Raw genomic sequence first — 12824 nt, 5'->3', positions numbered from 1 at the left:
GGATCGCCGCGACAGTAAGGAGCGATCGATGATTCAAGTGTTGCGCAAGCGTGGCGTCAGGCTGACTTTGGCCGCGACAGCCGGGGTCGTCACCTGTGCCCTGGGCTTTTTTGCCTGGCAGACGTTCTACCCGGTGCAGGCCTCCGAGGGCTGGCACGTGCAGGTGCTCCACCGTGACGTGGCCAAGGCCGCCTCACTGCTGCCGCTGGCCGATGGCAGTCTGCTGGTCAGCCGCGAGCTGGACGATGGGCTGGGCAGCATTCTCAAGATCACCCCACAAGGGGAGCGGGTGGTGGTGGTCGATGGCCTGTCCAAGCCTGACGGCATGGTTGCGGTCGAGGGTGGCTGGGTGTTCAGCCAGGAGGGCGGGCTGGCCCCGGTCAGCCTGTCTCGCGATGGCCGGGTCACCGCCTTGTTCAACGGCGAAAGCGTGCAAGGCCTGTGGAACGACGGCGACCACCTCTACGCCATCGAGGACCGCAAGGGCGATGGCCGCCTGATGCGCTATGACTGGCAGAGCGGCCAGGTGCAAGTGCTGCGCTCGGCACTGACTGAAACCGAAGGGCTGACACGCTGCAGCGGTGGTCAATTGCTCTATACCGAAAAGGCTGCCGGCAAGATCCGTGCGCTGAACGAAGGGGGTGAAGACCCGGTAGTGGCCGAGGGACTGCGCAATCCCACCTTCCTGTTCTGCGACCAGCGCGGGTTGTGGATCAGCGAAGACTCCACGCATCGCGCGCGCCTGCTGCGCATCGATGCCGAGGGTAAGCGGCATACCGTGTTGTCCTTCCTCAAGGCGCCGCAGTCGATCGTGCCCGATGGCAAGGGCGGCTACCTGCTCGCCGAAGGCGGTCGCAATCGCGTCCTGCACCTGTCGCCGCCCGCGCAGGAACTGGAAGCGCATGTGGCCAGCCTCGACGCGGAACAGCCCTGATCCGTCTCAGTGGCCGATCAGCGTTTCACTTGGGTTGCGCGATCAGCAGCAGCGACTGCGGCACCGGGCTCTGGGGGTGTTGCGGCTCCTGCAGCGCGCACAGGTTGAAACCTGCCATGTCCAGTGCGGCAAGCCAGCTGGACAGCGTGCGGAAATACCAGGGCATGGGCTCCCAGTTGCCCTCGAAACCTGCAAAGGACTCTACCCGCCAGCCATCCTGATAGTTGCCCGCAGCCGCACTCCAGGGGTGCAGGGTCTGGATCACCAGTGCGCCGTCTGGTGCCAGCAGCGGCGCCAGGGCAGCGAGCAGCGGGATGATGTCCTGGTGCAGCAGGGCGAAGTTGGCACAGATCACCGAATAATCCCGACCGATCTCCACCTCGGCGCTAATCAGTTGCGTGTAGCTGGCCAGGTGCACCTGCGTCGAGCCTGCCGCCCTGGCCGACTCGACCAAGGTCCTGTCGCCGTCTACTCCCACGGCCTCGATTCCCCGGCCCTCCAAGGCGCGCAGCAGCCAGCCCTCGCCACAACCGAGGTCGAGCACGCGCTCCGGCTGGCAGCCGAGGATCGCCAGCAAGATCGCCTGGTCGGTGACCTGGCGGCGCGAGGCGATGCTGCCGCTGCGCACGGCCTCGATCCAGGCCTTGGCATTGTGCTGCCAACTGTCCAGCAACTGGGTGGTGGGATTGGGCATTGGTTGGCCTGCGTGCAGTGGGCGATGCACAGCATTCTAGGCTCTGTCTGAAATATGTCTGCACTCGCCCATACTGCGTTGAAACGGGGCTCGGAATGCTCATGTACTCCGGTACAGTCGTGCGCGACCCCGGGCGTTCCTCCCCCCGTTTCGCCTTGTCTGGCCTTCGCGCAGACATATTTCAGACAGACCCTAGTGCAACGCTGCCCCGACACTTGTGCATCGGCCCATGCCCCCGCCACACTGGCTTCCCCGGACAAGGAGCAGCGCATGGCACTTTCGACGACGGATTTCACCACCCGGTTGCTGGTAGACGCGGGCATCGGCCCTGGCATGCGGGTGCTGGATGTCGGCTGTGGAGCGGGTGATGTGAGTGTGCTGCTCGCCGAGTTGGTCGGGCGTGACGGGGCGGTGGTCGGGATCGACCAGTCCGTGGCTGCGCTTGAGCTGGCACGCCAGCGGTCGCCTGTTTCGGGCCATGCCCTGGTCGAGTTCGTCGCGTGTGACCTGCATCGATTGCCCGAATCCCTGGGGCTGTTCGACGCCATCGTCGGACGGCGGGTGCTGATGTATCAGCCAGACGCCGTTCTGGCCGTGCGCAGGTTGTCCAGGTTGTTGCTGCCTGGCGGCGTGCTGGTGTTCCAGGAGCACGACAGCACCCTGACGCCCGCGAGCCTGGAACCTTTCCCGCTGCATCGCCGCGCCCAGCAGTGGCTCCAGCGAATGCTCGCCCATGAAGGGGCAGACCTGCACATCGGCTTCAATCTGCATCGCATCCTCACTGAAGCCGGATTGCAGGTGCAGAGCCTGCGCGCCGAATGCCTGTTGCAGACCCCGGACAGCCCCTACGGGCTGGCAGCGATCATACGGGCGTGCCTGCCACGAATCCTCGAGCACGGCATCGCCACGGCGCGCCAGGTGGGGATCGAAACGCTACAGGCACGGCTGGATGCCGAGCGCATGCAGTCGCAAGGGACCTATATCGGCGACATGGCATTCGGGGTCTGGGCGAACAAGCGCTGACGCAGTGGGAGAGGGGGCTTGCCAATCGCTAATGATTCTCGTTAATGTAATGTTATTACATTATCAATCGTCGTATCGGAGCATCGCCATGCAAGTCTTGTCATCCCTCAAGCACGCCAAACTGCGCCACCGCGACTGTCAGGTGGTCAAGCGCCGCGGCCGCCTGTATGTCATCTGCAAGTCGAACCCGCGTTTCAAGGCGCGCCAAGGTGGAGTGAAGAAGAAGCGCGGTTGAGCGGCAGGCCTGTTTTCAAGGGTGTGAGCAAGACGGTTGCTCCCATCCGCGAATGTGCGGCGGTATACTCGCCGCCCGTTCGACTGTTATCCGAGTATTTCAATGGGTTTTTCCGCTACCGTCACACCTGAGCCGCGCCGCCTTGGCGCGCCGCTGATTGCCCTGGCCCTGCTGCTGGCAGGCGCCTGGTTCCTCAACCTCAATGCCGGTTTCAAGCAGGTGCTGTTGCTGCTGGTCGGCGCGGCGCTGGGCCTGACCCTCTACCATGCCGCCTTTGGCTTTACCTCGGCCTGGCGGGTGTTCATCAATGAACGCCGTGGCGCGGGCTTGCGGGCGCAGATGGTCATGTTGGCGCTGGCGGTCCTGCTGTTCTTCCCGGCGCTGTCGGCGGGCAGCTTGTTCGGCAGCCCTGTCACCGGCCTTGTGGCCCCTGCCGGGGTGTCGGTGGTGTTCGGCGCGTTCATCTTCGGTATCGGCATGCAACTGGGCGGCGGTTGTGCCTCGGGCACGCTGTTCACTGTCGGGGGCGGCAATGCGCGGATGCTGGTGACGCTGCTGTTCTTCATCATCGGCTCGGTCACCGCGACCCACCATGCCGATTGGTGGTTCGCCCTGCCTTCATTTCCGGCCACCTCGATCGTCCAGGCGTGGGGCATGGGGCCTGCGCTGGTGGCCAGCCTCGCCCTGTTCGCGGTGATCGCCTGGGTCAGCGTGGTGCTGGAGAAGCGTCGCCACGGCGCGCTGGAAGCGCCCGTGAGCAGCGAGCATCAAGGCCTGCGCCGTTTCCTGCGTGGGCCTTGGCCACTGCTGTGGGGCGCAATCGCGCTGGCGTTGCTCAACTACGCCACCCTGGCGCTGGCCGGACGCCCCTGGGGTATCACCTCGGCCTTCGCCTTGTGGGGTGCCAAGACTTTGAGCGGGCTGGGCGTGGACGTGGGCAGTTGGGTGTTCTGGCAGTCGCCGGCCAACGCCAAGGCCTTGGCTGCACCGCTGTGGCAGGACATCACCACGGTGATGGACCTGGGAATCGTGCTGGGTGCCTTGCTCGCTGCCGGTCTGGCGGGACGCTTCGCGCCGAGCCTGAAGATCCCGATGCGCTCGCTGATCGCCGCGGTGATTGGTGGCCTGCTGCTGGGGTACGGTTCGCGTCTGGCCTATGGCTGCAACATCGGCGCCTATTTCAGCGGCATCGCCTCGGGCAGCGTGCATGGCTGGCTGTGGTTGGTGGCGGCCTACGCCGGCAACCTGATCGGTGTGCGACTGCGCCCGCTGTTCTTCGCTGGCGAGCGACGAGCAGCAACCCTGACCGGTTGCTGAGGTGCTTTCAGGGCGCTGAGGCGTAAGCGATCAGCGCCTGTGAAATGGTGAGAAACTACATGAGGTTTTTCTATAAATGACTTCATGTATGTTTCTTATGTCACTGATAAATATAGATTTACTTTCTCGATTAATGACGATCGCGTGCGTCCGCTTCAGGCACTGAACCCCGCCTGCTGACCTTCTGTTTTCGTTTTGATGACAATTCGATAACGATTCTCATACGAGATTCGTTTTCATGTGAATGCCGGCCAACCGGTATCCAGGACTTTCATCGAATCGAACAAGGAGAAGGCAGCGATGTTCGCGCCCATCAGCCGTAGCATGACTCTCACCTTGGGTCTGTGCGCCACCGTCATCAGCCCGGCAGGGGTGGCCGAAGAGCGCGAAAAGCGTTCCGAGGAAGGCGTACTGGAGCTCGGCTCCACCGAAATCCTCGCCCAGGGCCTGGGCAGCACCACCGAGCACACCGGCTCCTACACCACCGGCAGCATGAGCGCCGCCACGCGCCTGAACCTGTCGATCAAGGAAACCCCGCAATCGGTCTCGGTGCTGACCCGCCAGCAACTGGACGACTTCCAGCTCGACACCTTGTCCGAAGCCCTGGGCCACGTCACTGGCGTGACCGTCCAGCGCAACGACTCCGAGCGACCGACGTACTATGCGCGCGGCTACTCGATCAACAACTTCCAGATCGATGGGATGCTCAACACCTTCTCGGGGCTCAAGTCCGACTCCGACACCATCATCTACGACCGTATCGAGGTGGTGCGTGGCGCTACCGGCCTGACCACCGGCGCGGGTGATCCCTCCGGCACCATCGCCATGGTACGCAAGCGCCCGTCCCATGAGCTGGCGGTGAAGACCGGCATCAGTGCCGGCAGTTTCGACAACTACTACAGCTACGTGGACGTTGGCGGCCCTTTGGGTTGGGACGGGCGCCTGCGTGGGCGCACGGTGCTGGCCTATCGCGACAACAAATCGTACATGGACCACTACCAGACCCAGCGTGAGGTGGCCTACGGCATCCTCGAGGCCGACCTCACCGACAGCACGGTGCTGGCGGTCGGCTACGACTACCAGAACAAGCATGTCCAGGGCTCCAGCTGGGGCACCGTGCCCTACTGGAACGCCGATGGCAGCAAGGCCAACCTGCCACGCTCGACCAACCTGGCGGCGCCCTGGTCGTCCTGGCCACTGAAGGACCAGACGGTGTTCGCCACGCTCGACCAGCAACTGGGCAACGACTGGCTGCTCAAGGCGGCCTACACCCATCGGCAAAGCGACAGCGACGGCAAGGTCTACTATGGCGGCAACGGCTTCCCCGAGGCCGACCGTAGCGGCATGAAGGCCTGGAGCAGCCATTTCTCCGGAGAGGAGCAGATGGATGCCGTGGACTTCAACCTTGCAGGCCCCTATCAGTTGCTGGGTCGTACCCACGATTTCATGATCGGCTACGGGGTTTCCGAGCGACGCGACAGCTCGCCGTACTACACCGGCCGCAACGATCCGCAGGGCTACGCGATCATTCCCGACTGGAAATACATGGGCGGTATTTCCAAGTTCTACGATCGCAAGACTGGCCTGGATGAATCGCGCTCGCGCATCGAGCAGAAGGCCGGCTACATCGCCACCCGGCTCAACCCTACCGATCGCCTGCACCTGGTACTCGGCAGCCGCTACGGCAGCTGGAAGACCACCAGCAAGTCCTGGAGCTACGATGACAACCTGGCGGTCAGCGACATCTCCCGCAGCGAGCAGACCCAGAACGACCAGTGGACGCCCTATGCCGGTGTGCTCTACGACCTCAATGAGCAATTCACCGTCTATGTCAGCTATACCGACATCTTCAACCCGCAGACCAACAAGGACATCAGCGACAAGTACCTGGACCCGGTCGTGGGCAAGGTCTACGAGCTGGGCCTGAAGGGCAGCCTGTTCGAGGACCGGGCCAACCTCAGCGCCGCGGTGTACCGCAGCAAGCAGGACAACGTTGCGGAGGTCGACGACTCGGTGCCGCCAGGCCCCAACGGCGAGCAGTACTACAAGTCCGGTGGCAAGGGGGCGGTGGTCGAGGGCTTCGAGACCGAGTTGGCAGGCGAGGTGATGACGGACTGGCAGATGAGCCTGGGCTACAGCTACACCCACGCCCTGCGCGGCGACAAGACGCGCAAGGACACTGCCCGACCGATGAACCTGGTGCGTTTCTCCAGCACCTACAAGGTGCTGCCAAAACTGACCGTGGGCGGCACCCTCGACTGGCAGAGCCACACCTTTGGTCTCGGTAACCGCCCAGTGGGGCGCAATGCATCGGGTGGCATCATCACCGCCAGAGACCGCATGAGCCAGCGGGCGTTCTCGGTGGTCGGGCTGATGGCCCGCTACCAGATCGACGAACACCTGTCGGCATCGGTGAACGTGAAGAACCTGTTCGACGAGCACTATTACAACAACCTGGGGTTCTACAACGGCGTCTATAACGGCGAACCGCGCACCCTGATGGTCAGCCTGGACTGGTCGTTGTAGCGTCCTGCGCCTGGCCTGCGACGTGCAAGCGCTCGCAGGCCAGGTTCAGCGCCCCAGCGGCAACGCCACCGCAATCATCGCGAACAGCGCGCCGCAGCAGCGGTTGAACCCCTTGCCGCCCTTGGCCAACCACGGCCTGATGCGACCGGCCAGGCGTGCCAGCAGGTATTCGACCAGGCATTCCACGCAGGCGAACGTCGCCGCCATCACGATGAACTGCAGGGCCAGGCCGCGTTGCGGGTCGATGAACTGTGGCAAAAAGGCGCCGTAGAACAGCAGCACTTTCGGGTTGGACAGCGCCGACAGCAAACCCTGGCGGAACAAACCGGCATTTCCCAGCCGGGTCTGGCCCTGGGCCAGGTCCAGGTGCAGAGGTGGGGCACGCCAGAGCTGGATGCCGAGCCACAGCAGATAGGCGCCGCCGACCCATTTGAGCACTTGCAGCACGGAGCCGGACGTTTGCAGCAGTGCGCTCAGCCCGAACATCGCCAGGGCGATCAGGGCGCTGAAACCACACATGCCGCCGAGGATGGTGAACAGCGTTCGCCGCGCGCCGTAGCGGGCGCCATGAGTCAGGGCAAGCAAACTGTTGGGCCCCGGGGTCAGAGACAGGCCGATGCTTGCCAGCAGGTAGATGAGCCAGGTGTCGAGTGCCATGAGAACGCCTTGTAGGGGAAGGGGCGGCGGGCACGCTGCGCGCAAGCGGCCCTGTGAGTGCGGAGTATAGGGCCGCTTGTCCTTGGGCATGGGTATGATCTGGACGTTCAACTGTTGGCGTGCCAACACCCTGCGCACACTTTGCCCGCCATCGATCACCGCATATTTGGCAAACTCCAGCAAAATCAGTGGGTTGAAACCCGGCACAACTTCTGCAAAAGCCCCTGCATGCCCAGTCATCCGCAGGAGCGCCCTTGAACCGACTCAACTTCCCCTTGATCCCGCTCTGTGCCGTGCTGGCCCTGGCTGGCTGCGAGCGTGCCGAGCAGGTCACGACGCGCAGCGACCAGCCGCTGCACGGCGGAACCTTGGTCTATGCCACCGACCGTGAGCCCACCTGCCTGGACCCGCATGTGGCGGGTGACATGCCGCAAGTGTTCGTGGCCCAGCAGTACCTCGACTCGCTGGTGTCGATGGACAGCCACGGCCGTATCGGCCCTTGGCTGGCCGAGCGTTGGCAGGTGTCCGCCGACGGCCTGAGCTACACCTTCCACCTGCGCCGCGACGTGCATTTCACCGATGGCACGCCGTTCAATGCCCAGGCGGTCAAGGCCAATCTCGACCACATGGCCGACCCCAAGACCCAGTCCAGCACCGCGGGCGGCTATATCCGCCAGTATCGCGGCACCGATATCGTCGACGAATACACCGCCGTGGTGCACCTGGCCACGCCTTATGCCGCCTTCCTCGAAGTGCTCGCCCAAGGTTTTCTCGGCATCCAGTCGCCCACCGCGCTCAAGCGCAGCCGTGACGAGAACTGTGAAAGCCCGGTGGGCAGCGGGCCGTTCAAGGTGGTGCGCTGGGACCGGCAGAACCAGGTCGAACTGGTGCGCAACCCCGACTACAACTGGGCGCCTCCGACCGCCAGGCACCAGGGCCCGGCGTATCTTGAGCGCATCGTGTGGAAGTTCATCCAGGAGCCTTCGGTGCGTTTCGCCTCGCTGCAGGCCGGTGAGGTCGACGTGATCGAGAGCGTGCCACCCGAGTCGCACGAGGCTGCGCGGCGCAATCCGGATGTCGAGCTGATCATCGCCCAGCGCCCCGGCAACCCCACCAACGGCACCTTCAACCTGCGCCGGGCGCCGTTCGACGATATCCGCGTGCGGGAAGCCTTCGTACGCAGTGCCGATATCGAAGGCGCGCTCAAGAGCGTGTACTTCGGCGAGTTTCCGCGAGCCGGTGGCCCGCTCAGCGTGGCCACGCCGTTCTACAGCGGCGATTTCGAGCGCAGCCAGGACTACGATCCGCAGCGCGCCGCCCGATTGCTCGACGCCGCCGGCTGGACCGCGCGTGATGCGCAGGGTTACCGCACCCGCAATGGCAAGCGCCTGAGCGCGGTGGTGCTGATCGGCGCGCGTACACCGCCTTCGGAACTGACCCTCTGGGAGCAGGTGCAGGCCACCACCCGCCAGGCTGGCCTGGAACTGGTGATCGATCAGATGAGCGACGCCCAGGTCACCGCGCGCCAGGCCGCCTGGGACTACGACATCCGCATCGGTTACTGGAACACCAACACCCCGGATGTGCTGCGCATCATCTTTGGCTCGGCGTTCGTCCAGCCGGCAGGTGTCGGCGGCTATCACCAGAACTCCTCGGGCTTTGCCGATCCGGGCTTCGACGCGCTGCTCGACGACGCCCTGGCCACGCAGGATCCGGAGCGCCGTCGGGCGCTGTACCTCAAGGCCCAGCAACAGGCCGCCAGCCAGTACCTGCAATTGACCACCTACCCACAGAGCACGCGGCTGGGCCTCTACAAGACGGCCCACGGCGTGCGCCTGGAACCCTCGTTGGCGGTGACCTACCTCTATGACGCATGGGTGAGCAAATGAGCGACCCGACGACCCTGACCGATCCCCGTCGCGAGCGCCTGGGTGCGCTCGCACGCCGCGCCGCCATTCGCCTGGGCGGCGGCCTGCTGGTGCTGTGGGCGGTGGCGACCCTGACCTTCTTCGCCCTGCGCCTGATGCCGGGCGACCCGGTGCTGGCGATTCTTGGCGGCACCACCGGCAACCCGACGCCGGAAGCCATCGAGGCGACCCGGCGCGAGTACGGCCTGGACAAACCGCTACCGGTGCAATACGTGCTGTATCTCGGGCGTCTGGTGCAGGGCGACCTGGGCCAGTCCTACTCCCAGCACCAGCCCGTGACCCGAGTGCTGGCCGAACAGGCCGGGGCAACCCTCGAGCTGACGTTCGCCGCGCTGGTGCTGGCCTGGTTGCTGGTGCTGCTGTTGACGGTGGTCACCGCCGGCCGTGGCCGGCTCATCGGCGGGCTGGCCTCGCTGGCCGAAACCCTCAGCGCCGCCTTGCCGCACTTCTGGCTGGGGGTGGTGCTGCTGGCGGTGTTCGCCTTCGGCTTGCGCTGGTTCCCGCCGGCGGGCAGCGACAGCCTCGCAAGCCTCGTGCTGCCGGCATTCTCCCTGGCCATTCCGTTGGCAGGATTCATCGCCCAGGTGACCCGTGAATCGCTCGAGCTGACCCTCGATCAGCCCTTCATCCTCAGCGCCCGCAGCCGTGGCCTGAGCGACCTGGCCGTGCGCTTCCGGCATGCCCTGCGCCACGCCCTGCTGCCGGGGGTGTCACTGTCGGGCTGGGCCATCGGTGCGCTGATCAGCGGGGCGGTGGTGTGCGAAGTGATCTTCTCGCGCAAGGGGGTGGGCCGTCAGTTGTACCAGGCGGTGCAACTGCAGGATCTGCCGCTGGTGATCGGCATCACCCTGGTGGTGGCTGCAGCCTACGTGCTGGCCAACATTCTCGTGGACCTGCTCTACCAATGGATCGACCCACGCCAACAGGAGGCGAGCGCATGAGCGACCTTATTCTGGAACACAGCCAGGCGCCGCTGCGTCGACAACGTCGCTTGCAGTGGCCGCCGCTGGGGGCGAGCCTGGCGATCCTGTTCCTGCTCGCGCTGCTGCTGGCGGCGCTGGCGCCTGGGCTGTTCACCCGCATCGACCCGCTGGCGATCGTGCCGCGCGAGGCGTTCCAGGCACCGAGTTGGACGCACTGGCTGGGCACCGACCAGTCGGGGCGCGACATCTTCGCGCGTATCGTCCACGGCGCGCGTCAGAGCCTGCTGATCGGTGTGGCGGCAACCTTGCTGTCGATGACCATCGCCGTCAGCCTCGGGCTGCTCGGCGGATTGGGCGGGGCGCGGGTGGACCGTGGCGTGGGCTGGCTGCTGGAGGTGCTGTTCGCCTTTCCCAGCCTGGTGCTGGCGCTGCTGTTCGTGGCGGTGTTCGGCAGCGGTGTCGGTCCGCTGATCATCGCCACCGGGCTGGGTGGGGCGCCTGGCTATGCGCGGATGGTCCGTGGCCAGGTGCTGGCGGTACGCAATTCGGGCTATATCGAAGCGGCGCGGGCGCTGGGGCACCCGACCGCCCGCATTGTCCTGCGTCAGTTATTGCCCAATGCCATGCGCCCGCTGGTGGTGACCCTGACCATGGGCGTCGGTCAAGCCATCGTCTGGGCATCTGCCCTGAGTTTCCTGGGCCTTGGTGCCCGACCACCGGCGCCTGAGTGGGGCACCATGCTGTCGATGGGCCGTGATTTCATTGCCAGCGCCTGGTGGCTGACCTTTTTCCCCGGCCTGTTCATCGTGCTCACCACGTTGGCGACCACCGCGGCCGGACGCTACCTTCAACACTGCCTGGAGGGCCGCCTGCCATGAGCGACAAGACCTTGATCGTCGATGGCCTGAACGTGACGTTCGAAGGCCGCAGTGTGGTGCGCGAACTGTCCTTTACCCTGGCGCCGGGTCGCTGTGTGGCCCTGGTGGGGGAGTCTGGCTCGGGCAAGAGCGTCAGCGCCCGCAGCCTGGTTGGGCTGGTGGGCGCGCGTGGCGAGGTGACCGCGCGCACCTTGGGCTTTGCCGGTCGCGACCTGCTGGCCCTGAGCGAGCGTCAATGGCGTGCGGTGCGTGGCAAGGATATCGGCTTCGTGCTGCAGGATGCGTTGGTGTCGCTCGACCCGCTGCGGCCCGTGGGCAAGGAAATCCTCGAGGTGTTGCAGACCCATGGCTATGGAGATCGGGCGCAGCGCGCTGCGCGCGTACTGACGCTGCTCGAACGGGTCGGGGTGCCGGACGTGGCGTTGCGTGCGCGGCAGCGGCCAGGCCAGCTTTCTGGGGGGGTGCGCCAGCGAGCGCTGATCGCCAGTGCGCTGGCACTGGAACCGGCGCTGGTGATCGCCGATGAACCCACCACTGCGCTCGATGCCACGGTCCAGGCGCAGATTCTTGAGGTGTTCCAGCAGATCAAGGCGCGGGGTGCATCGTTGCTGATCATCAGCCATGACCTGGCGGTGGTCGCGCAACTGGCCGATGAGGTGGTGGTGCTGCGCCATGGCGAGGTGGTGGAGCAGGGGCCGATGCAGCAGGTGCTGCGTCATCCACAGCACCCCTATACCCAGGCGCTGTTGGCCGCGGTGCCGGCGGAGCATCCGCGTGGCAGCCGCCTCTCGCCAGCGCGTGCGGGCGAGCGTGTACCGCGTAGCGCCGTGCCTAGCGAGGTGCTGCTGCAGGCCCGAGGCCTGGGCAAGCGCTACACCGGCCCTGACGGGGTGGTGCGCCAGGTGGTGCAGGGCGTGGACTTCACCCTGCGTGCCGGGCGTACCCTGGGCATCGTCGGTGAGTCCGGCTCGGGCAAGACCACGGTCGCGCGCATTGCCCTCGGGCTGCTGCAACCGGACCAGGGCGAGGTGCTGTATCGCGGCCAGCCATGGAACCGCCCGAACGATGCCGTAAGCGAAGCCAGCCGACGTCCGTTACGCCAGCAGATCAGCGTGATCTACCAGGACCCGCTGGGTTCGTTCGACCCGCGCTGGACCGTGGCGCAGATCCTCGATGACGCCTTGCAGGTGGCGGGCGTCGAGGCCGCCGCGCGCCCGGCGCGTATCCAGGTGCTGCTCGAGCAAGTGCGCCTGCCGGCCAGCCTGGCCAGCCGCCGCCCGTTGCAGCTCTCCGGTGGCCAGCGCCAGCGTGTGGCGATCGCCCGCGCCATCGCCAGTGAGCCGAAGCTGATCATCTGCGACGAGCCTGTGTCGGCGTTGGATGTATCGGTGCAAGCCCAGGTGCTCGACCTGCTGGCCGACCTGCAGGATGCGTTGGGCCTGGCCTATCTGTTCATCTCCCATGACTTGGGGGTGATTCGCCATGTCAGCGATGACGTGCTGGTGATGCGCCATGGCCAGGTGGTCGAGCATGCGCCGGTCGAGCAGTTGTTCGAGCAGCCTGCCCACGAATACACCCGCCGCCTGCTCGGCTCGGTGCCGCGCCTGCCGGGCAGCGGCGCCGAGCTGGTGGTGCCGCCGCTGGACCTGGAACACGAAGCCTTCGACCTGTTCGATGAATCACGCCTCTGGAAAATCGCCATTTAAGGA

At 65.4% G+C, this 12824-nt stretch carries 11 protein-coding genes; 9 read left to right on the top strand and 2 right to left on the bottom strand.

Features of this window, described 5'->3' with window-relative positions; translation table 11 throughout:
- Positions 1-28: 28 nt before the first annotated feature.
- A complete protein-coding gene (locus ACPZMI_RS12085; protein ID WP_426352297.1) occupies positions 29-934 on the top strand; it encodes a hypothetical protein in 906 nt (301 codons plus the stop codon).
- A gap of 25 nt (positions 935-959) precedes the next feature.
- Here ACPZMI_RS12085 and ACPZMI_RS12080 read toward each other — a convergent pair whose 3' ends face one another.
- Complete coding sequence (locus ACPZMI_RS12080) at positions 960-1628, bottom strand: class I SAM-dependent methyltransferase (protein WP_426352296.1); 669 nt, start codon at positions 1626-1628, stop codon at positions 960-962.
- Between the two features lie 270 nt (positions 1629-1898).
- On the opposite strand from ACPZMI_RS12080, the gene ACPZMI_RS12075 reads away from it, so the two are divergent.
- The 4 genes from ACPZMI_RS12075 to ACPZMI_RS12060 all read left to right on the top strand — a co-directional run bounded on the left by ACPZMI_RS12075 (position 1899) and on the right by ACPZMI_RS12060 (position 6729).
- Positions 1899-2651: a class I SAM-dependent methyltransferase gene (locus ACPZMI_RS12075; protein ID WP_426352295.1), complete on the top strand. Its 753-nt coding sequence runs from the start codon at positions 1899-1901 to the stop codon at positions 2649-2651.
- Positions 2652-2739: 88 nt separating this feature from the next.
- Positions 2740-2886 carry a type B 50S ribosomal protein L36 gene (gene ykgO / locus ACPZMI_RS12070; protein ID WP_054890826.1) on the top strand — a complete coding sequence of 49 codons (147 nt, stop codon included), beginning with the start codon at positions 2740-2742 and terminating at the stop codon, positions 2884-2886.
- Positions 2887-2988: 102 nt separating this feature from the next.
- Positions 2989-4203, top strand: a complete 1215-nt coding sequence (locus ACPZMI_RS12065; protein ID WP_186665111.1) for a YeeE/YedE family protein — start codon at positions 2989-2991, stop codon at positions 4201-4203.
- Between the two features lie 300 nt (positions 4204-4503).
- A complete protein-coding gene (locus ACPZMI_RS12060) occupies positions 4504-6729 on the top strand; it encodes a TonB-dependent siderophore receptor (RefSeq protein ID WP_426352294.1) in 2226 nt (741 codons plus the stop codon).
- 45 nt (positions 6730-6774) lie between these two features.
- On the opposite strand, the gene ACPZMI_RS12055 is transcribed toward ACPZMI_RS12060, so the two are convergent.
- Positions 6775-7386 carry a LysE family translocator gene (locus ACPZMI_RS12055; protein WP_112898414.1) on the bottom strand — a complete coding sequence of 204 codons (612 nt, stop codon included), beginning with the start codon at positions 7384-7386 and terminating at the stop codon, positions 6775-6777.
- 275 nt (positions 7387-7661) lie between these two features.
- Here ACPZMI_RS12055 and ACPZMI_RS12050 point away from each other — a divergent pair, with 275 nt between their 5' ends.
- The 4 genes from ACPZMI_RS12050 to ACPZMI_RS12035 are packed head-to-tail and all read left to right on the top strand — an operon-like array spanning position 7662 to position 12821.
- The gene (locus tag ACPZMI_RS12050; RefSeq protein ID WP_426352313.1) at positions 7662-9275 is read left to right on the top strand and encodes an ABC transporter substrate-binding protein; all 1614 of its coding nucleotides are present in this window, start codon (positions 7662-7664) and stop codon (positions 9273-9275) included.
- Positions 9272-10255, top strand: coding sequence for an ABC transporter permease (locus ACPZMI_RS12045; protein ID WP_186665105.1), 984 nt, complete (start codon positions 9272-9274; stop codon positions 10253-10255). The genes ACPZMI_RS12050 and ACPZMI_RS12045 overlap by 4 nt, the downstream gene beginning before the upstream one ends.
- Positions 10252-11115, top strand: a complete 864-nt coding sequence (locus ACPZMI_RS12040) for an ABC transporter permease (RefSeq protein WP_426352293.1) — start codon at positions 10252-10254, stop codon at positions 11113-11115. The genes ACPZMI_RS12045 and ACPZMI_RS12040 overlap by 4 nt, the downstream gene beginning before the upstream one ends.
- Positions 11112-12821: a dipeptide ABC transporter ATP-binding protein gene (locus ACPZMI_RS12035; protein WP_426352292.1), complete on the top strand. Its 1710-nt coding sequence runs from the start codon at positions 11112-11114 to the stop codon at positions 12819-12821. The genes ACPZMI_RS12040 and ACPZMI_RS12035 overlap by 4 nt, the downstream gene beginning before the upstream one ends.
- The last annotated feature ends 3 nt before the right edge of the window (positions 12822-12824 follow it).

Source organism: Pseudomonas wayambapalatensis (genome assembly GCF_049942315.1).
Lineage (GTDB): Bacteria > Pseudomonadota > Gammaproteobacteria > Pseudomonadales > Pseudomonadaceae > Aquipseudomonas > Aquipseudomonas wayambapalatensis.
The sequence above is the reverse complement of the archived record's forward strand: the minus strand, read 5'-3'. Positions and strand labels throughout refer to the sequence as shown.